The sequence below is a fragment of the Actinoallomurus acanthiterrae genome, from assembly GCF_054775715.1.
Genome location: NZ_BAAHCO010000001.1, coordinates 4,013,783 through 4,033,267, shown reverse-complemented (window position 1 = coordinate 4,033,267; position 19,485 = coordinate 4,013,783). Strand labels below are relative to the sequence as shown.

20 protein-coding genes are annotated in these 19,485 nt (G+C 71.2%); 4 read left to right on the top strand and 16 right to left on the bottom strand.

Annotated elements, in window-relative coordinates:
* Positions 1 to 4: 4 nt before the first annotated feature.
* From ACYVF7_RS19570 to ACYVF7_RS19555, 4 genes are all read right to left on the bottom strand, one after another.
* On the bottom strand, positions 5 to 511 hold the full coding sequence (locus tag ACYVF7_RS19570) for a hypothetical protein (protein ID WP_460342283.1): 507 nt from the start codon (positions 509 to 511) through the stop codon (positions 5 to 7).
* Positions 512 to 890: 379 nt separating this feature from the next.
* A complete protein-coding gene (locus tag ACYVF7_RS19565) occupies positions 891 to 2,027 on the bottom strand; it encodes an alpha/beta hydrolase (protein WP_460342280.1) in 1,137 nt (378 codons plus the stop codon).
* 5 nt (positions 2,028 to 2,032) lie between these two features.
* Complete coding sequence (locus ACYVF7_RS19560) at positions 2,033 to 3,109, bottom strand: alpha/beta hydrolase (protein ID WP_460342277.1); 1,077 nt, start codon at positions 3,107 to 3,109, stop codon at positions 2,033 to 2,035.
* Entirely contained in the window at positions 3,109 to 3,693 is a 585-nt protein-coding gene (locus tag ACYVF7_RS19555; protein WP_460342274.1) for a hypothetical protein, read from the bottom strand. Before ACYVF7_RS19555 ends, ACYVF7_RS19560 begins: the two co-directional genes overlap by 1 nt.
* Before the next feature lie 365 nt (positions 3,694 to 4,058).
* Between ACYVF7_RS19555 and ACYVF7_RS19550 the strand changes: the two genes are divergently transcribed.
* Positions 4,059 to 5,171, top strand: coding sequence for a lysylphosphatidylglycerol synthase transmembrane domain-containing protein (locus ACYVF7_RS19550; protein WP_460342271.1), 1,113 nt, complete (start codon positions 4,059 to 4,061; stop codon positions 5,169 to 5,171).
* Positions 5,172 to 5,189: 18 nt separating this feature from the next.
* On the opposite strand, the gene ACYVF7_RS19545 is transcribed toward ACYVF7_RS19550, so the two are convergent.
* Both ACYVF7_RS19545 and ACYVF7_RS19540 read right to left on the bottom strand, forming a co-directional pair.
* Complete coding sequence (locus ACYVF7_RS19545) at positions 5,190 to 5,321, bottom strand: response regulator transcription factor (RefSeq protein ID WP_460342268.1); 132 nt, start codon at positions 5,319 to 5,321, stop codon at positions 5,190 to 5,192.
* A 50-nt stretch (positions 5,322 to 5,371) separates the two neighbouring features.
* Entirely contained in the window at positions 5,372 to 6,199 is an 828-nt protein-coding gene (locus ACYVF7_RS19540; RefSeq protein WP_460342265.1) for a helix-turn-helix domain-containing protein, read from the bottom strand.
* Positions 6,200 to 6,376: 177 nt separating this feature from the next.
* Between ACYVF7_RS19540 and ACYVF7_RS19535 the strand changes: the two genes are divergently transcribed.
* Positions 6,377 to 7,120: an NADPH-dependent F420 reductase gene (locus ACYVF7_RS19535; protein WP_460342262.1), complete on the top strand. Its 744-nt coding sequence runs from the start codon at positions 6,377 to 6,379 to the stop codon at positions 7,118 to 7,120.
* Between the two features lie 191 nt (positions 7,121 to 7,311).
* On the opposite strand, the gene ACYVF7_RS19530 is transcribed toward ACYVF7_RS19535, so the two are convergent.
* Both ACYVF7_RS19530 and ACYVF7_RS19525 read right to left on the bottom strand, forming a co-directional pair.
* Positions 7,312 to 8,418 carry a hypothetical protein gene (locus ACYVF7_RS19530; protein WP_460342260.1) on the bottom strand — a complete coding sequence of 369 codons (1,107 nt, stop codon included), beginning with the start codon at positions 8,416 to 8,418 and terminating at the stop codon, positions 7,312 to 7,314.
* On the bottom strand, positions 8,415 to 9,920 hold the full coding sequence (locus ACYVF7_RS19525; RefSeq protein ID WP_460342257.1) for an MCP four helix bundle domain-containing protein: 1,506 nt from the start codon (positions 9,918 to 9,920) through the stop codon (positions 8,415 to 8,417). The genes ACYVF7_RS19530 and ACYVF7_RS19525 overlap by 4 nt, the downstream gene beginning before the upstream one ends.
* 140 nt (positions 9,921 to 10,060) lie before the next feature.
* On the opposite strand from ACYVF7_RS19525, the gene ACYVF7_RS19520 reads away from it, so the two are divergent.
* Positions 10,061 to 11,161: a hypothetical protein gene (locus ACYVF7_RS19520; protein WP_460342254.1), complete on the top strand. Its 1,101-nt coding sequence runs from the start codon at positions 10,061 to 10,063 to the stop codon at positions 11,159 to 11,161.
* A 118-nt stretch (positions 11,162 to 11,279) separates the two neighbouring features.
* On the opposite strand, the gene ACYVF7_RS19515 is transcribed toward ACYVF7_RS19520, so the two are convergent.
* The 8 genes from ACYVF7_RS19515 to ACYVF7_RS19480 form a co-directional block, all read right to left on the bottom strand.
* A complete protein-coding gene (locus ACYVF7_RS19515) occupies positions 11,280 to 11,711 on the bottom strand; it encodes a hypothetical protein (protein WP_460342251.1) in 432 nt (143 codons plus the stop codon).
* Positions 11,704 to 12,063, bottom strand: coding sequence for a hypothetical protein (locus ACYVF7_RS19510; RefSeq protein WP_460342248.1), 360 nt, complete (start codon positions 12,061 to 12,063; stop codon positions 11,704 to 11,706). The genes ACYVF7_RS19515 and ACYVF7_RS19510 overlap by 8 nt, the downstream gene beginning before the upstream one ends.
* Before the next feature lie 158 nt (positions 12,064 to 12,221).
* Positions 12,222 to 13,031, bottom strand: coding sequence for a YceI family protein (locus ACYVF7_RS19505; RefSeq protein ID WP_460342245.1), 810 nt, complete (start codon positions 13,029 to 13,031; stop codon positions 12,222 to 12,224).
* 13 nt (positions 13,032 to 13,044) lie between these two features.
* Positions 13,045 to 13,821, bottom strand: a complete 777-nt coding sequence (locus ACYVF7_RS19500) for an MSCRAMM family protein (RefSeq protein ID WP_460342242.1) — start codon at positions 13,819 to 13,821, stop codon at positions 13,045 to 13,047.
* On the bottom strand, positions 13,814 to 14,380 hold the full coding sequence (locus tag ACYVF7_RS19495) for a MarR family winged helix-turn-helix transcriptional regulator (RefSeq protein WP_460342239.1): 567 nt from the start codon (positions 14,378 to 14,380) through the stop codon (positions 13,814 to 13,816). Before ACYVF7_RS19495 ends, ACYVF7_RS19500 begins: the two co-directional genes overlap by 8 nt.
* Positions 14,381 to 14,382: 2 nt before the next feature.
* A complete protein-coding gene (locus tag ACYVF7_RS19490; protein WP_460342236.1) occupies positions 14,383 to 16,731 on the bottom strand; it encodes an MFS transporter in 2,349 nt (782 codons plus the stop codon).
* Positions 16,732 to 16,861: 130 nt separating this feature from the next.
* Positions 16,862 to 17,761 (bottom strand): SDR family oxidoreductase, encoded by a 900-nt coding sequence (locus tag ACYVF7_RS19485; protein ID WP_460342233.1) that lies wholly within the window; start codon positions 17,759 to 17,761, stop codon positions 16,862 to 16,864.
* Between the two features lie 139 nt (positions 17,762 to 17,900).
* On the bottom strand, positions 17,901 to 18,659 hold the full coding sequence (locus ACYVF7_RS19480; protein WP_460342230.1) for an SDR family oxidoreductase: 759 nt from the start codon (positions 18,657 to 18,659) through the stop codon (positions 17,901 to 17,903).
* A gap of 61 nt (positions 18,660 to 18,720) precedes the next feature.
* Between ACYVF7_RS19480 and ACYVF7_RS19475 the strand changes: the two genes are divergently transcribed.
* Complete coding sequence (locus tag ACYVF7_RS19475) at positions 18,721 to 19,485, top strand: enoyl-CoA hydratase family protein (protein WP_460342228.1); 765 nt, start codon at positions 18,721 to 18,723, stop codon at positions 19,483 to 19,485.

Here is a 19,485-nt window from a genome sequence, read left to right as displayed (position 1 = left end):
CCGGTCAGAGTGCTTCCACGCGGTAGCCGTGGTCGTGGAGGAGGTCGCCGAGTCGGCCGGGGTGCCCGGCGGGCAGCGGCGGTGCGGGCAGTGGCGGGATCGCGAGGGAGTTCCAGTCGATGGATCCGCCGACGATGTGCCCTTCCAGGTCGATCTCGCCCACCTGAACGCCACGGGCGACGGTGGTGATGGTGAACCACGCGCCTCCCAGCCCGCTTTCCTCGGTCCAGAAGCCTTCGTGCAGCTTCAGCCAGACATCCAACGCCCACCGCAGTTCGCCGGGATCAGCGACCGCGAGATAAGCACTGCCACCGGAACTGCCGCTCTGGTAACCAGCCTCGGCCAGGTAGAAGCCGTACTCCTCGCGCGGTGCCGGCGCGGGCTCCGACGGGCTCTCGTCGAACAGTTCGGCGAGCCTGGCCAGGCCGGCGCGGGCGGTGGGATCGGCGGCGTCGGCCCGCAAAACGCGGGCGTACAGCCGCTCGGCCTCGTCCCGTTTTGCAGCGAGCACGTCCTTGTCCTCGGTGAGCCAGCCGTCCAGCGCGTGGCCGATCTGCTGAACCAGCCGGCCAGCAACGTCGCGGCGAGCGTGTCCTGCGGGCGGGCGTTCACGACCGTACGCAGCCAGCGCTCCTCCGGCCAGGTCTGATCACCCTCCAGATACGGCAAGTCCAGCTCGGCAGGGTCGGCGGGCAGCAGGCACAGCAGCCGGCCCAGCTCACGCGCGGCGTCGAGGTCGCCGGCGGCAGCGGCGGCCCGGAGCCCGGCGATCGTCTGATCAGTGATCAACATAGGCCGCACGGTAGCGGGATGACGCCCCCGTACAAGAGCGGATCGTCAAGACCACCGACCCGCCGGAACCCGCGCGGCGATACCGCCCGGCGGGAGGGTCACACGCCGAGGCGGCCGCTGAGCCAGCGCAAGGCGGGGGTGAGTTCGCGGCGCCAGACGCTGAAGTGGTGGCCGCCCGTGGGGAGGGTGATCGAGGAGACCTGCATCGGGGCGTGGACGAGCGTGACGAAGCGGCGTGTCGCGGCGTAGTCCTTCTCCCCCACCTTGCTGGTCGTGACCAGGATGTCGATGGGCGGGGCGGCGCGGTGCTGGAGGCGCCAGGCCAGGTCGTTCTCGTTCCGGTAGGCGGGGCTCCCGCCGTACAGGTCGCCGGTGGTGATGTCGCGCAGCGCCTTGTAGTAGCCCGACAGGGAGATCGCCGCGGCGAACCGGTCGGAATGACGCATGGCGAGCTTGAGCGCGCAGTATCCGCCGGTCGAGTCTCCCATCGCGCTCCAGCCTGTCGGGCCGGGGACGGTGCGGTACGCGCCCTGGATCGCGGCGGGCAGGTCGCGTGCGAAGAACGTCTCGGCGAGCGGGCCCTTCGGGACGTCGGTGCACTCGGTGTCGCGGGGCGGGGTGAGCATCGGCCGCATCATGACGAAGATCATGGGCTTGAGGCGGCGGGCGGCGATCTCGCGGGCGGCGGTCTGCGGGAGTTGCAGGCGGGTGATGAGGTTCTGGGCGTTGCCGGGGTAACCGGTGAGCGCGAGCGTCACCGGGAAGTGCCGGGTCTTGTCCCGGAAGTACTGCGGCGGCAGGTAGACGTAGGCCAAGGCGGAGATCCCCGATCGGCCGCCGTGGATCGTCACCGCCTCCAGCCGGCCGTCCTTGACGGGCAGCCGGTGGCCGTCGATGAACGCGTCGTGCGTCGGGACGAGCGGCGGGTCCTGGGCGGCGGGCCCGTGGGCTCCCCCGGCCGATTTGCCGTGGTGGCCGGTGGTGGGGTCGCCGGTGCCGCCTCCCCCTGACCCGCCGGGCATGCCGAGCAGGTCGCCCCAGGAGCCATAAAAGGCGAAGTACGCGTTGGACACCGTGAGCAGGGCGGCGAGGAGGAGGACCTGGGAGACGAGCAGCAGGCCGACGCGCGCCGGGACCCGGCGCGCCGCGCGTGGGGCGACCCAGACGACGCCGACCACCGCCGCCAGGGCGAGGAGGCAGAGGAGCAGGATGAAGGGAGTGCCCGTGAGGCCCATCGACGTCAATTCTCCGGGCTCAGCCGGCCGCTGAGCCATCGCAGTACGGCAGGAAGGTCCCGCTGCCAGGTCGGGAGCGCGCCACCGCCGGTGACGGTGAGGGAGTCGGCGCGTACCGGCGGTCTCGCCAGCGCGGTGAGCTGCTGCGCCGGTCCGGTGGCGCCGCCCGCGGTGACGACGAGGAGGTGCGCCGGGGGCGGCGGGCGGTGGCTCAGTCTCCAGAGCAGGTCGTTCTCGGACCGGATCGCCGCGCTGTGCCCGTACAGCTCTCCGGGCGGGGCGCCGTACGAGGCGGCGGCGCTGGCCGCCGCCGTGAACCGGTCGCCGGCCTCCAGGGCCAGCTTCGCCGCGCAGTAGCCGCCTTCCGCGTCACCGATCACCCCCCATCCGGGGCCGTCGCGGGCGACGCGGTAGGACGCCGCGACCGCCATCGGCACGTCCTCGGCGAAGAATGTGTCGGCCTGCTGTCCGCCGGGCGCGTCGACGCAGCCGCCGACCGGGCGCATCAGGACGTACGCCGTCGGCTGCACGGTGCGGCCGGCGATCTGACCGGCCGCGACGGACGGCAGGCGCAGGCGGGTGATCGCGGCGCGCACGTCGGCCGTCAGGACCAGCACGACGGGCAGGCGCCGATTCCGGTAGGCGTGCTCGGAGTACTGCGGAGGCAGGTACACGTACGCCGGGGCGGTGACGCCAGAGCGGGCGCCGTGGAAGACGACCGCGTCGAGGCGTCCCTCCTTCGGGGGCAGACTCCGCGACAACGGGTCGGACGAGGGCCGCAGGGACGGCTGCGACGCCGCGGCGGGCGACGAGCTCGGGTCCGGGCCGCCGACGACCCGCACCTTGCTCTTGTCCGTGCCCAGCATGTCGGCCCACGAGCCGAAGAAGCCGAACGAGGAGTTCACCGCCACGAGAATCGCGAAGACGACGAGGAGCTGGGTGCCCACCACGAGGCCCGCCCGCGACGCCACCTGGCGCGGGCCGCCGCCCGCGACGCGGGGCAGCAGGATGACGCATGCCACGAACGCGGCCAGCCCGATGAAGCCGAGCAGTACGACGAAGGGGCCGTCGGTCAGGCCCATTAAGACGCCTTTCCCGTTCGGACGCCTGTTCTGACGCCCGGTCTGACGCCTGTTGTGACGCCTGGTCCGATAAGGGGACGCAACCGCGTCCGGCGGATCCGCGCGACGAGACGCCGCACCGGTCCCTCGAACAGCACGAAGCCGATCAGTGTGACCGTCGCTCCGACGACGCCGCCCCCGGCGAGATCCTCCAGTGGGACTCCCCCGATCGCGAAGGTCAGTGCCATGATCACGGCGGCCCCTCCGGCCAGCAGCCCGAGCCACCGGCTGACGAGCAGCAGGCCGACCGCGGTCGCCACCGCGACCGCCATGTGGTCGCTCGGCTCGGGAAGGGCGGCGGTGCGCGCCGCCCCGTAGATCGGCAGTCGTACGGTCGGTGTCTGCTCGAGCGGCTGGTTGACCAGCACGGCGGCGATGACGCCGACCGGCGCCCAGATCGCCGCGGCCATGGCCGCGGCGCGCCGGTGACGCGCCGTCCACCATCCGGTTCCGAGCAGGGCGGCGAACAGTATCGGCCCGAACGTTACCCAGCCGGCGAGCGCCAGGTGCGACCAGTGACCGCCGACCAGTTGAGCATCGAGCATGTGTATGTTTTTCCGCGGGTGCACGGATCCCCTCATGTGCGAAATCGCTGGCCGCCAGCGTAGGAACACCCGGGTCAGCAACGGTTCAACGCATGGTTAGCGCCGCGCTCACCTTTCTCATCCCGGGGTCCGGCCGTACGCCCCACGGGGATGATTCCGGCCCGTGAGCCCCATAAGCACCGGCTTCACGAGACGCATGATCACCCACAGGGTCCTCGTTGTACTATTCGGGTAGTGAGACGCCCACGGCGACCCCATGGTCGGTGACGGCACCGCCCGCCGGCGGACCTGGAGGAACCCATCACGTCAGCCGCCCCTCATCCCGTGTTTCACCACTGCTCCATCCGGCGGGGAAGGTTGAGGCCATGAGCCGACGCATCCTCACTCGCCGACGGGCGCCCGAGCCTTTCGTCGAGCGGCAGCCCCTCGTAGACGTGGAGCGGATCGACGGGGCGGTCGTGGCCCGGTTCCCGGCGCGCAACTGGGTGGTCGCCGGATTCCTCGCCGCGGCGCTCTGCGGGGTGGCCGTCGGCGCCCGCCTGGCCGACATCGACGTCGTCGACGACGTCGACGTGGGCGGCTGGGCGGGAGCGGTGTCCTCCAGCGCGAGCCGGATCCAATGGGCGTTCGTGCCGGCGATCGCCGCGCTGACCACGCTGCACTACCTCGCGTCGGCGCTCGGCGTACGCGCCGCCGCCGACGGCGTGTCCGGCCGGCGGCTCGGGCTGTGGGAGGTCACGGCGGTGCAGTTCGCGGGTGCGGCGGCGAACCGGCTCGCCCCGAGCGGGCTCGGCTCCGCGGCCGTCACCTGCCGGTACCTCACCCGGCGCGGCCTGCCGGTGTGCGAGGCGACGGCGGCGATGGCCGCCGCCGGCCTGGTACGCGGCGTGACGAAGCTCGGTCTCGTCGCCGTGGCCGTCGCCGTGTGGAACGGCCTGGGCGATCCGGCGGCACCGACCATCCGCCTCGACCGGATCGTCGCCCGGCACGAGGGGCTGATCGTGCCGGTCGTGGCCTCGGCCGGCGGCGTGGTGCTCCTGGCGGCTCTGATCGTGCTCTGCTGGCCACGCGGCCGGGCCTGGACGCGCACCGCGATCACCGATGTCGGCCGGTCGCTGCGGCACCTCCTCCACCGGCCCCGCTGCCTGCTGGCGACGCTCGTCGCATCGACCGGCGCACACGCCGCGCTCGCGCTCGCGTTCGTGGCCAGCCTGCTCGCCATCCCCGGGACGGACGGCCGGGACTTCGGCGTGTTCCTCGCCGTCTACCTGATCGGCGCCACGGCCGGCGCCGCGATCCCGACCCCGGCCGGCGTCGGGTCGACCGAGGCGGCGCTGATCACCGCGCTGGCGGCCGCGCACGTCCCGACCGGTCAGGCGGCCGAAGGCGTGCTGCTGTTCCGGGCCATGACCTTCTGGGCCCCCGTACCGGTGGGCGTCATCAGCACCCGGCGCCTCCGCCGCACCCACGGCCTGTAGCCCACCGCGCGGGTACCGTCAGGTCAGGCCGTTGCGGGCGGCGAAGACCGCCAGGCGCACGCGGTTCGCGCAGCCGGTCTTGGTCATGAGCCCGGCCACGTGCGTCTTTACCGTCGTGACGCCGATGTACAGCCGTTCGGCCGAGTCCACGCGCGCCGACCGGATCCTCCCCGGTCCCCTCGGCCGCTGGTGGCGCCGGCTCACCGGCTCGCGAGATTCCGCAGCGCCTGCTCGGACGCCGAGCCCGGCTCGGCGGCGAACAGATCCAGCCCGCAGCACGACGGCTCGTCGGGCAGCGCGATGAGCTCACCGTGCAGGGTCAGCTCGCCCACGATCGGGTGGTGCAGCACGTACGTACGGGACCGGACCCGCGCGACCGGGTGCTCGGCCCACATCCGCGCGAAGTCCGCGCTCAGGTCCCGCAGGTGGTCGATGTGCGCCGCGAGTCCGGAGTCCCCGCGATACCGCCCGAGCAGGACGCGCAGATGAGCCACGTGTTCGCGCGCCGCCCGTTCCCAACCGGTGCGGTGCAGCTCGCGCAGGTAGGGCTCGGTGAACAGCAGGTGCGAGAGCGTACGGCGGCTCTGCGGCAGCGCGGGGAAGTCGCCGAACACCGCCACGGCGAGCCGGTTCCAGCCGACGATCTGGGTGTGCCGGCCGACCACGAGCGCCGGCGTCATCACGAACGACTCCAGCAGGTGGCGAAAGCTCGCGGGCACTTCGGAGGCTGTCGCCCCCGTGCATGGCGGGGGACGCCGCGCGATCCGGTGCAGGTAGGCCAGTTCGTCGGCGTCCAGGCGCAGTGCCGCGCCGACGGCGTCCAGGACCTCGTCCGAGACGCTGTCGCCGTTGCCCTGTTCCAGACGCGTGTAGTGGGCGATGCTGACGCCCGCCAGCCGGGCCAGTTCCTCACGCCTCAGTCCTTCGACCCGGCGCGCTCCGCCGTAGTCGCGCAGCCCGACGTCCGCCGGGCGCAGCCGGGCACGGCGTGACTTGAGGAACCCGCTCAGCTCGGTCCGGTCGTCCACGCGACAACCCTACGTCCGCGTTCGCCGCGGGTGATCATGCCGTGAGTACGCAGAACACGGGCCTGGTCGGGCGGTCGCGGCGGTTCCACGCTGTCAGGCGAGCCACTCGCGCGCGGCCGGCGCCGCCTTGCCGCCGACGGCTCTCATCGCGGCATCCACCCGACGAACGGAGAAAACGTGTCCCGAACGCTTGGACTCATCGGCAGCGGAATGATCGGTTCTGCCGTCGCCCGCCTGGCCGTCGCGGCCGGCCTTGAGGTCGTTCTCAGTAATTCGCGAGGGCCTGACACGCTCGCCGACCTTGCCGCTGAGCTGGGCGAGCGTGCCCGCGCGGCCACGCCGGCAGAAGCGGCACGCGCCGCGGACCTGGTGGTGGCGGCCATCCCGCTGAAGGCCTGCGAACACCTCCCCGCCGAAGCCCTGGCCGGCAAGACGGTGCTGGACACGGCGAACTACTACCCCGAGCGGGACGGCCACTTGGCCGAACTGGACGCGGGCGAACTGACCTCCAGTGCCCTGATGCAGCGCCACCTCGCGGCCTCCCGGGTGGTCAAGGCGTTCAACAACATCACCCCGCACCAGCTGTTCACTCTCGCCCGGCCCACGGGCGCGCCGGACCGCAGCGCCCTGCCCGTCGCCGGCGACGACGCGGAGGCCAGGACAGAGGCAATCCGGCTGTTGGACGTCCTCGGTTATGACGCGGTGGACATCGGCCCGCTCGCCGACAGCTGGCGCAGCGAACCGGACACACCGGTGTACATCAGGCCCTATCTCGGCGAGGTCCCCGCCATGAGCGTCGAGGCCTTCCTCCGCTGGACTCTCCGGACTCCCGGAGTCGTCGTCCCCGCGGCGCAGGTCGGCAGGCTCGTCGAGACCGCCGTTCGCCAGGCCGGCGAGGCCAGGCTCCCCAGCGACGACTGACTCCGGAACCCCGCCGGCTCCGGACCTCTCAGCGCGCGGCGGAGCGGCTCGAGCACCAGAAGGACGAGCGGTACGAAGCCGAATCCGCTGCCGTAGCCGTCAAGCCCGGCTCGGCCGCGAACAGGTCCGGACCGCGGCACGACGGCTCGGCGGGCGGCGCGATGAGCGAACGCCGGGCCGAGTGTCCGTCCTCAGACGTTGCATCTGGTCTTCCAGTCCGGGCTCGCGTCCGACCGGCAGAGGTAGGGGTTTCCGACCTCGCCGTCATCGTCCTGCTTGAGGACTCCTGGTGCGACCGTTCGCAGTGTGGCCAGATGCCCCGGCTTCGGCGTGGAGGGGGCGTCGAAGTAGCCGGGGGCCAGGCCGTCCCACTGCGTATACCACACCGAGGTGGCCGTCACTTCGACGGCGGAGGCCGCCGCCGTGACGTGAAGGGACGCGTGGCCTTCACACATGGGACCGTCCGGATGGTCGACCGGATCCGCGGCGCATGGGCCCGCGTTCCAGTCGAACCTACCGGTGCCGTCGGGGTTGACCCGCAGGACGGAGGTGTGCACGCCCCATTGACCGACGAAGGCGGCGGGGAGCGCTGGGATTTTTACTGGTAGGGCTTGGTGTGGTTTGGGGATGAGGAGTTGTTTGAGTGTGGCGGTGAGTTCGGCTTGGGTGCGGGTGAAGTCGGGGGTGGGGGCTTTGAGGGTTGTGGCGAGGTGGGTCAGGTCGGCTTGTCCGCTGGTGGGGGTCTGGTAGCCGACGAACCGGAAGTCCAGGTGGAGTCCGGCGGCGTCGGCTTTGTGTTTGATCGCGTTGTTCATCGCGGTCTGGTCTGAGGTGCAGGCGTCGGTGCCTTGGCCGGTGACCACGATGATGCGGTTACTTCGCGTGCCCCGGAAGGGGTAGTGGCCGGAGAAGTCGTTGATCGCGGCGAGGATCCCGCTTTCCAGCGTGGCCACACCGGTGGGTGCCAGGCGGTGGACCGAACGGTCGATGCGAGCGGCCTGCCCGGTGCCGGCGCCCACGATCTGGGCGGTGTTGCGCGGGTCGCCGCATCGGCCGCCGAACCGGCGCAGGGACAACGCGTCGCCCCCACCGGTGTTCTGCACGGCCGCGCCCACCGCGTCGGCGACCGGACCGGGCGCCTGGGCGGCCGAGGCGTCGATGAGGAACGCGATCCGGTAGTCCGGGATCGCCCCGATCACCCAGAACACCACCGCGCCCACCGCGACCACCACCACAACCACCAGCGCCAGGACCCAACGACGCCGGCCCGCCCGGGGCCGCTGGGCGGCCGCGGTCACGACTTCACCGGGAACGTGGCGCGCAGCCGGGTCAGTGCCCCGTTCATCGCGTTCACCTCCGTGTTGTAAGCAGTCGCGACCTGACGGAAGGCCGTGAGCCTCGGTTCCTCAGAGGCGCCCGAACGTGCCGCGTCCAGCAGGGCGACAGCGGCCTTGACCACACCACGCTGCAAGGTGCGCAGCCGTGCCGCTCGGGCATGGATGTCCCGCTCCGCCGGGGTCTTGGTCCGTCCCTGGAGGTCTTCGAACGCCGTGTCGGTGTCGTCGATCGCTCCCCGAGCCCGTCCCAGGTCACGGTTCGCGGTGTCGAGCCGGTCGTCGTCGATCGCCTCGACGGCGCTGTTCACCAGGTTCACGGCGGGGTTGAGGATGTCGACGATCTTCTTGGCGTTCCGCAGAACCGGCTCGACGTTGGCGTACCAGTTGAGGATTGCCTTCAGCTGCGCGGCCGAGTCGGCGTACGCGGGCTCGGGTGCCTTCGCGCCGGTGGCGATCCGTTGCAGGGTGTCGCGCTGGCTCTTCGGCACTTCGTAGCCGATCAACCGAAACTCGATCCCCAGGTGGGCAGAGCCGATGCGCTCTCGTATCTCGTTCTCGACGTACGACGTGTCGGCGTCACAGGCGTCCATACCGTGCCGTGTGACCACGATGATGCGGTTGACCTGCCGGGCGCCGAGAGAGAAGGGCTTGGAGAAGTCCTGGGCGGCTTCGACGATCCCCCGCACCAGAGTGGCCTGTCCACCCACCCTCATTCGGCCGACCGCTTTGTTGATCTTTGGTGCGTTTCCCGTGCCGAAGCCGACGAGTTGCGTGGTGTTGCCGTCGGCTCCGCATTCGCCGCCGAAAGCGCGCAATGCGAGCGCGTCGCGGCTTCCGGCGTTCGCGACCGCGGACTTGAGGGAGTCGGCGATGGCCGCCGGGCCGTCCGCGCCGAGGCCCGCGGTGCCGTCGACGAGGAACTGCGTCTTGTAAATCGGCTTGAACTGCGGCACGACCCACCGAACGGCGATCCAGCCGCCCTCTGTGAGGAGCGCCGCGGTGACGAGCAGCAGCACCGCGACCTGAATCTTCCGCGGGATGTCGAGGATGATGTTGATGATCGTGTTGATCGCGCCGTCTCCGGTCGACACGATGCCACTGACGCCACCGCCCACGGCGACCGACCGGTCGCCGTGGGCGGACACCGGTCCCCCACGAGCCTCTCGCCGGCCGGCGAACAGGCCGTATACCGCCAGGCCCAGACTCGCGATCGCGACGAAGAGCGCCGCGAAGAGCCCGAACACGCTCGCGAGTTTGTCCGCCGCGTCCAGACCGACCAGCGCCAGGTAAACACCCGATCCGGTGACGGCCACCAGCCCCACGGCCAACGCGGCCAACGTCCGTATACGCCCCCTCATATAAACAACATTAGCCACACGGGCTAAAAACGCACGGTAACGAACCGGATACGGTGATTGATATGGCCAGAAGCGGCCAGTCAAGGTGGCCATTTCCGGCCACACTAATAGCAGTATACGGCTAATTACTGTGCGTTTTCCTCTTGAGTGGCTTATGTTGCCCGGGCCACGACTGCTTACAACACGGAGGTGAACGCGATGAACGGGGCACTGACCCGGCTGCGCGCCACGTTCCCGGTGAAGTCGTGACCGCGGCCGCCCAGCGGCCCCGGGCGGGCCGGCGTCGTTGGGTCCTGGCGCTGGTGGTTGTGGTGGTGGTCGCGGTGGGCGCGGTGGTGTTCTGGGTGATCGGGGCGATCCCGGACTACCGGATCGCGTTCCTCATCGACGCCTCGGCCGCCCAGGCGCCCGGTCCGGTCGCCGACGCGGTGGGCGCGGCCGTGCAGAACACCGGTGGGGGCGACGCGTTGTCCCTGCGCCGGTTCGGCGGCCGATGCGGCGACCCGCGCAACACCGCCCAGATCGTGGGCGCCGGCACCGGGCAGGCCGCTCGCATCGACCGTTCGGTCCACCGCCTGGCACCCACCGGTGTGGCCACGCTGGAAAGCGGGATCCTCGCCGCGATCAACGACTTCTCCGGCCACTACCCCTTCCGGGGCACGCGAAGTAACCGCATCATCGTGGTCACCGGCCAAGGCACCGACGCCTGCACCTCAGACCAGACCGCGATGAACAACGCGATCAAACACAAAGCCGACGCCGCCGGACTCCACCTGGACTTCCGGTTCGTCGGCTACCAGACCCCCACCAGCGGACAAGCCGACCTGACCCACCTCGCCACAACCCTCAAAGCCCCCACCCCCGACTTCACCCGCACCCAAGCCGAACTCACCGCCACACTCAAACAACTCCTCATCCCCAAACCACACCAAGCCCTACCAGTAAAAATCCCCAGCCCGACCCCGGCACCGCTGGCCGACGGGCAGCACTACGCGTACGTCAGAAACGTCGACGCCCCTGCCCGGATCGTCACCATCGACCCGATTCAATTCCTCACCGGAGAGGCGGGCCGAACCGCCGCCCGCGAGGACGGCACGGAATTCACGAACGACTACTACATCCGCAACCCGGACAAGCGGACGGTCAAGCTCTCGGTTGCGGCCGGTGCGCCGATCACGAGCAACATCCTCTTGGGGATCTTCGACCCCACCAAGAATGTGAGCATCTCCCTCGATCGACTCGCCAGGCTGGTCAGGGCCTCACCGGAGTTGAGCGCGTACCGCCCCTTCATCGTCATCGTCGCGAAAGGCCAGATCACGCGGCTGCGCGAAGTATGGACGCCTTGACCTTCTCAACTGGGCCGCGGCGTCCAAGGCCGTGTCGACGGCGGGTCGCCGCGTTCACGCCTCGTCCCTCGCGATCTCCGTTTCCGGCCTGCGCACCATGCCGCCGGCCCGCGGCCTCTCAGCGCGGGGCGGTGCGGCGGAGCCAGAGCAGTCCGAGCACCGGGAGCACGAGCGGCACGAAGCCGTATCCGCTGCCGTAGCCGGACCACACGGTCGCGTCGGGGAAGGCGGCGTGGTCGGTGAGGCTGTAGGTGCCGACCGCGAGCACGCCGATCAGCTCGATCGTGCAGGAGGTGACGGCGACGCGATGCGACGTACGGCCCGAGCGGGCGATCGTCACGGTGGCCAGGATGTACACGACGGCGGCGAACGCCGACAGCAGGTAGGCGACCGGTGCCTCGTGGAACCGCGTGGCGATCTGCACGCCGGCCCGTGACGTGGCGGCGAGGGCGAACACGCCGTACACGGCGATCAGCACCCGTCCCGGCCCGGATCGGCGCGTGGGCCGCTCGGCGTCCGCCACGGGGCGGCCGTCTTCGCGCTCAGCCATGCCACACCTGCTCCATGCGGACGATCAGGACGGCGGTCACCAGGAAGCCCGCGGCCACGACGACCGGGCCCCAGCGGCTGCGCTCCCCCAGCCCCCAGAGGGCGGCGACGGGCAGGATCACCAGTGATCCGGCGAGGTAGCCGATGAAGACCGCCATTCCGCCGGTCGGCCGGGCGCCGCCGGCGAGCCGGACGATCGCCCAGACGACCTGGACGAGCAGGCCGGCCTCTCCCACGGCGGCCGCGCCGAGCAGCAGCACGCCGACCCGGCGGTTCAGGGCGGCGGTCACGAGGGCGAGACCGGCGAGCACGAGCGCGCCGATGATCAGTGACACCGCCAGGGCGTGGACCACGCGTCAGCCTTTCTCGTTCTGCCTTCGGACGAAGACAGTACTACGCCCTGTAGTACAAACGGTCGACGGGACCTGTGGCACGGTGCCCCGGCGACCCGTCGCGAGCGGCCCGAACTGGTCGCCGACGCTCTCGACGACTTCCTGCCCACCGCCGCCCCTCAGCGCTGGACGATCTCGATGTCGAGCTCGACCTGCAGGGTGCCGCCGACCGCGGCGATCCCGACCCGTACCGCCTGGTTCCAGTCGACGGCGAACTCGTCGCGGTTGAGCTCCGTCACCGCGTGGAAGCCGCAGCGTACGCCGCCCCACGGGTCCGGTCCCATGCCGCCGTACGTGGTGTCCAGCGTGATCGGGCGGGTGACGCCGCGGATGGTCAGCTCGCCGTCCATCGCCCACCGGTCGTCGGCCACCTGCCGCAGCCCCTTGCTCCGGAAGACGATGTCGGGGAACGCCTCGACGTACAGGAAGTCCTTGCTGCGCAGGTGCGTGTCGCGGTCGGTGTTGCCGGTGTCGACGCTGGCGGCCCGCAGGGTGACCTCCACGGTGGAGTTCTCCACGGGGTCGGTGACGACCACGTGACCGCTGAAGTCGGCGATCCGCCCGCGGACGCTGGCCAGGCCGAGGTGGCGGGCGCGCACCTCAACGGACGAGTGCACGGGGTCGATGTCCCAGACGCCCGGGTCGGGGAGCCGTCGCCCGCCCGCTCCGGTGAGCTCGATGTCAGCGAGGTCGAGGCCGTTCGGGCCGACGACCGCGGTGCGGGCCTCCGGCTGGTGACCCGCAGCCGAGACGATCAATGTGTAGGCGCCCGGCGCGACGCCCTCGATGGCGGCGCGGCCGGTCGAATCGACCGAGGTACGGGCGGCCTGCCGGCCGGTGGCGTCGGTCAGGGTGAGGATCGCGTGCTCGACCGGCCAGCCTCCGGGGGCGACGATCCGGGCCGTGACGGTGACGTTCGCGGAATTCACGGAGCAGCCCCTTTCAGGCGGTCAAGGTGACGTCGGACTCGACGGACCGGCCGCCGGTGATCTGGACGGGGACGGCGGCGGGACCGTGGCCCGCGGCGACGAGCGTGTACGTCCCCGGGTCGAGGTCGCCGAAGGAGAACTCGCCGTGCACGCCGCTCACGGCCGTTCCCACGATGCTCCCGGCCTCGTCCATCAGGGTGAGGCGCGCCCCGTCGTACGGCTGGTCGTGCAGCCACACCTCGCCGTTCAGCGTGCCCCGCGCCAGCAGTTCGAGGTCCCGCCGGGTCTGCGTGCCCTGCCGGACCGTCACCGCGGCGGCCACCGGCCGCTGCCCGGGGGCCGAGGCGACGAGGGTGTAGCTGCCTTCGGGGAGGCTGATGAAGGAGAAGCCGCCGCCGTCGGTGCTGCGCGCCGTTCCGACCACGTCCCCCTGGACGTCGGTGACGGTGATCGTGGCGTCGGCGACCACCTCGCGGGTGCCGGAGATCCGGACGATGCCGATGAGCCCGCCGACGCCGGCGATCGTCATGTCGTGGCGGACGGTGCCGTCCCCCACCGCGACCAGCGAGGCGATCGGCTCGTGGCCGGGCGCCGAGGCGATGATCAGGTAGGTGCCGCCCTTGGTCACGTTGAGGCGGTACTCCCCGTCCATCCCGGTGTACGCGGAGCCGATCTTGCGACCGGCCATGTCGGCGAGGGTGACCACGGCGTCGGCCACCGGTGGTCCCTCCGTACGCCGCACCGTGCCGAAGACGGTGAGCGTCTCGCTGAGCGCCGTGTTCTCAGTCATCCCTATCTTCTTTCGTGGGTCGCTCGGACCGGTCGCAGGGTGCCGGCACCCAGGGGTGCCGGGTGTGACCGACCATTTCTTCGCTGCGCGGCCGGTCCGGCGCGGCGGCCAAGGTCTCCAGGGCGGGCAGGGCCGCGGCGAGGTTCACCCGCTGGTCGGCCGGCAGCCGCCGGATCCGGTCGGTGAGGAACCCCGTGGTGCGCCGGCCGAGCTCGTCGAGCAGCTCGTCGCCGGCGTCGCTGAGGACCAGCCGGCGCACCCGGCGATCCCGCGGATCGGGCAGGCGGGCGATCAGCTGGAGCTCCTCCAGCGCGTCGACGATGTGGGAGACGGTGGGGGTGCTGACCGCCATCCGCCGGGCGAGCTCCCCCACGGGGAGCGGGCCGCACGCGGCGATGGTGGTGAGCGCGGACAGGCGGCTCGGGGTGAGCTGAGCCGGCCAGTCCTTGCGCAGCCCGCGGTTGAGGTCGACGAGGGCGACCCGGAGCCGCCCAGCCATCGCGGCGGAGTCGTCCACGACGTCGTCCCCCTCCGCGGGTTCCGTCTCTGCGGCGTCCATGGTCAGTCGCCCAACGTCACACGCACGGTGATCGGAGCGCCCGGCGCGACCTCGACCGTGTGCGTCACCGGCCGGTGGCCGGCCGCGACCAGCGTGTAGCTCCCGTCGACCAGGCCGGTGATCCGGTATGCGCCGTTCTCGTCGGTGACCGTGGTCGCCACCACCTCGCCGTTCTCGTCGGTGACGGTGGTGGTGATCCCGCTGACGGGGATGCCGTGCGGGGATCGCACGACGCCGGCCATCTCCCCGGTCGGGGGGACCGTGTCGGGGACGAGCGGGAAGTCCCGGATGACCGATGCCTCGGCCACCAGGACGGTCGCGGCCTGCGGGATGCGGCCGGGCGCGGTGACGATGACGAGGTGGTCTCCGGCGGTGACCGTGATGGCGTACCGGCCGTCCGGCCCGGTGGCGGCCCGGCCCAGCTGGTGACCGTCGGGGCCGGTGACCGTGACGGCGGCGCCCGCGACGGGTGCGCCAGCCCCGTCGTGGACGAATCCGGCGATGACCGGCCCGGTCCGGCCGTTCGACGCGGCCCGCTGAGCCGCCGGCTCCGCATGCGAGGCGACCATCTGCGGGACCATGGGCTCGCTGAGCGCCACGCCGGCCTCCCCGGTCACCCCGGCCAGCTCCGAGCCGAGCGACTCACGCTCGGGCGCCTTCCGGGCGGCCCTCCTCCGCTGGGTCAGCAGGGACGCGATCGCGGCGACGACACAGGCCACGATGGCGAACCAGAAGGCGATCGTCAGGCCGTCGTGGAACGGCTGGGTGATCAGGTGCGGGAAGAAGCTGCGGCCCGTGAGGTAGGACGCGTGGTCGGCGGGCAGCCGGTTCAGCTCGGGGCCGAGCAACTGCCGCATCGGGTTGTAGCCGAGGAACGCCGCGAACAGCACCGCGATCGGCGGCAGGTGCGAGATGGCCTGGGCCGACTGGTCCGGAACACCCTGCGCGGTCAGGCCGCCCTGCAGCGCGGACGGCAGGCTGTGGGACAGCCCGGCGACCATGAGGCTGAAGAAGATGCCGATGGACAGCACCGAGGCGGCGTTCTGGAAGGTGGCGATCATGCCCGCCCCGACGCCCCGCTGGTCGGCCGGGACGGCGTTCATGATCTCGGCGCGGTTCGGGGAGGCGAACATGCCGGAGCCGATGCCGTTGATCACCAACAGGATGGCGAACACCCAGTAGGAGAAGTTCACCGGGACGGCGAGCAGCAGCAGGAAGCTCAGCCCGGTGACGAGGGCGCCGCCCGCGGTGAACGCCCGGACGCCGACCCGGTCCGACAGCAGTCCGGACAGCGGCGCGGACACCAGGAAGCCGACGGTCAGCGGGATCATGTAGATGCCCGCCCACAACGGCGTGTCCTCGAAGCTGTAGCCGTGCTGGGGCAGCCAGATGCCCTGCAGCCAGATGATCAGCATGAACTGCAGGCCGCCACGGCCGAGCGCGGTGAGCAGGCTCGCCAGGTTGCCCGCCATGAACGTGCGGTTCCGGAAGAGCGACAGGTTGAACAGCGGCTCGGCGATCTTCGTCTCGATGTAGACGAAGACGCACAGCACGAGCGCGCCGCCGATCAGTGCGGTGAGAACCCACGGGTTGGTCCATCCCATGGTGTGATCTTTGTACGGCTGGATCCCGTATGTGATGCCAACGAGAACAGAAATCAGACCAATCGCGAAAGTCAGGTTCCCCCACCAGTCGATCCGGGCCTTCTTCCGCACCCCGGCGTCGTGCAGTTTGATGAAGGCCCAGAAGGTGCCGAAGACACCGAACGGCACCGACACCAGGAAGATGTAGTGCCAGTTCACCGGCCCGAGGACGCCGCCGAGGACGAGTCCGATGAACGATCCGGCGATGGCCGCGATCGCGTTGATGCCGAGGGCCATGCCCCGCCGGGTGGCCGGGAAGGCGTCGGTGATGATGGCGGTGGAGTTGGCGAACAGCAGTGCGCCGCCGATGCCCTGGGCGATCCGCCAGCCGATGAGCCACAGCGCCGCGGTGGACCCGTGCATCCAGGTGACCGACAGCAGGATCGAGCAGATGGTGAAGACCGCGAAGCCGAGGTTGTACATGCGGACCCGGCCGTACATGTCGCCGAGCCGGCCGAAGGACACCACCAGCACCGCGGTGACGACCATGAACCCCATCATCATCCACAGCAGGTAGCTGGTGTTTCCGGGGTCGAGAGGATTGAGGCCGATGCCGTCGAAGATGTTCGGCAGCGCGATGAGCACGATCGACTGATTGATCATGACCATGAGCACGCCGAGCGTCGTGTTCGACAGCGCGATCCACTTGTACCCGGACCCGAGGGCGCGGTGGTCTGCCCGGCCCGTCGCGTGGGCGCCCGTTGTCATCGGGGATGCGCTCCTATGCTTCGTCAGCACAAATGTTGCTTAGTGCTAACTAACTATAGGACAGTCATGTTTCCCTCCGGTGACGTACAGGCTGTGAAAAAGCCCTCACTCTCGCGAGAAATCGGTTAAATCACGCACCGTACACGGGCTCCGGCGGCGCGGCGTCGGCCAGCAGGCCGTGGACGACGGGCCCGAGCTCGGCGGGGTCCCAGCGTGCCCCCTTGTCGACGGCGGGGCCGTGCCGGAAGCCCTCCATCACGCAGACGCGGCCGCCCTCGACCTCGAACACCCGGCCGGTGACGTCACAGTCCGCCGACCCGAGCCAGGCGACGAGCGGGGAGACGTTGTCCGGGGCCATCGCGTCGAAGCCGCCGCCTCCCGGAGCGGCCATCGTCGCGGCGAACACCTGCTCGGTCATGCGGGTACGGGCGGCGGGCGCGATCGCGTTGACCAGTACGCCGTAGCGCCCCAGCTCGGCCGCTGCCACCAGCGTGAGCCCGACGATGCCCGCCTTCGCCGCCGCGTAGTTGCCCTGGCCGACGCTGCCGAGCAATCCGGCGCCCGAGGAGGTCGTGACGACCCGGCCGGTCCCCGGACGACCCGCCTTGGCCTCGGCCCGCCAGTGCAGGCCCGCGTGCTTCAGCGGCAGGAAGTGCCCTTTGAGGTGCACCCGCGCGACGGCGTCCCACTCCTCCTCCGACAGGTTGACGAGCATGCGGTCGCGCAGGAACCCGGCGTTGCAGACGAGCGTGTCCAGCCGGCCGAACGCGTCGACGGCGGTCCGCACCAGCGCCTCCGCGCCGCCGGACGTCGCGATGTCGTACGGCGCGGCGGCCGCCTCCCCGCCCAGCGCCCGGATCTCTTCGACGACCTCGTCGGCCGGGCCGGTCGAGCCGCCCGACCCGTCGAGGCCGACCCCGATGTCGTTCACCACGACCACGGCCCCCTGCCGGGCGAACTCCAGGGCGTGGGCGCGGCCGAGCCCGCGCCCGGCGCCGGTGACGATGACGACACGGTCCTTACAGATCATCTGTTCTCCCGGTCCGCAGGGTCATGGTCCGCGTTCGCGGCGTCGAGGAGGCGAACCCCAGGCCCGGCGGCAGCTCGTCCGGCCCTCGGCGCGTGACGGCGACGACCTCGGCGCCCGCGTCGGGGAACGCCCTTGCCGATCACCCGTCCTCCCGGTTCGCGTTGGCCGCGTCGAGGAAGGCGGGGCGCTCTCCCCCGCCGTGCACCAGCAGGCCGGCGCCGCTCACGTAGCCCGCCAGGTCCGAGGCGAGGAAGACGCACGCCGCCCCGGCGTCGTACGGGTCGGCCAGCCGGCCGAGGGGCACGGTCCGCTCGACGGCGGCGATGCCCGCCTCGTCGCCGTAGTGCAGGCCGGACCGCTCGGTGCGGACCATCCCGAGGGTCACCGCGTTGACGCGCACCTTCGGCGCCCACTCGACGGCGAGGCTGCGCGTGAGGTTGTCCAGGCCCGCCTTCGCCGCGCCGTACGCCGCCGTGCCCGGTGACGGGCGCACGCCGCTCACACTGCCGATCATGATGATCGATCCGCCGTCGCCGCGCTGCATGACCGCGTTGGCCGCGCGGGCGACGAGGAGCGGCGCGATCAGGTTCAGCTCGATGATCTTGGTGTGCGTGCGGGGATCGCCGTCGGCGACGGGCAGGTAGGGCGTGCCGCCCGCGTTGTTGACGACGACGTCGAGCCGGTCGAGGCCCTCGACGAAGTCCCGTACGGCGGCGGCGTCGCGCACGTCGAGGGAGGCGAAGCCCAGGCCCGGCGGCAGCTCGTCCGGCCTGCGGCGCGCGACGGCGACGACCTCGGCGCCCGCGTCGAGGAACGCCCGGCTGACGCCCAGGCCGACCCCCCGCACTCCCCCGGTGACGACGGCGACCTTGCCGCTGAGATCGAGTGTGTGCGGCATCGCACCCCCTTCCTCGCTCTGCTACGTTACTTCTAACAAATGTTTGGTGGAAAGGTAGCGCATGGGCATCTCCACCACGGTTCACGACCCGGGCGTCGCCGAGATCGTCATGGACGTTCCGCCCGTCAACGCGCTGACCGTCCAGGGCTGGCACGACCTCGCCGACACGGTCCTGGCCGCCGGCCGCGACCCGGACGTCCGCGCCGTCGTGCTCCGCGCCGAAGGACGAGGGTTCAACGCGGGCGTCGACATCAAGGAGATGCAGGCCACCGAGGGGCACACCGCGCTGCTCGGCGCCAACCGCGGCTGCTACGCGGCGTTCGCCGCCGTGTACGAGTGCGAGGTGCCCGTCATCGCGGCCGTGCACGGCTTCTGCCTCGGGGGCGGCATCGGCCTGGCCGGCAACGCCGACATCGTCGTGGCCTCCGAGGACGCCTACTTCGGCCTCCCCGAGGTCGACCGCGGCGCGCTCGGCGCGGCCACCCACCTGGCCCGGCTGGTGCCGCAGCACCTCGTGCGGGCGATGGTCTACACGTGCCGCACCGTCACGGCCGACGAACTGCACCGGCACGGGTCGGTGCTCGAGGTCGTGCCTCCGGCCGGACTGCGCGAGAAGGCCCTGGACGTCGCCGGCGACATCGCCGCCAAGGACCCGTACGTCATCCGCCGGGCCAAGGAGTCGCTCAACGGCATCGACCCGGTGGATCCGAAGCGCAGCTACCGATTCGAGCAGGGCTTCACCTTCGAGCTCAACCTGGCGGGCGCCGGTGACCGGCACCGCGCCGCCTTCGTCTCGGCCTCGGACGAGAAGGGACGCCGGTCGTGA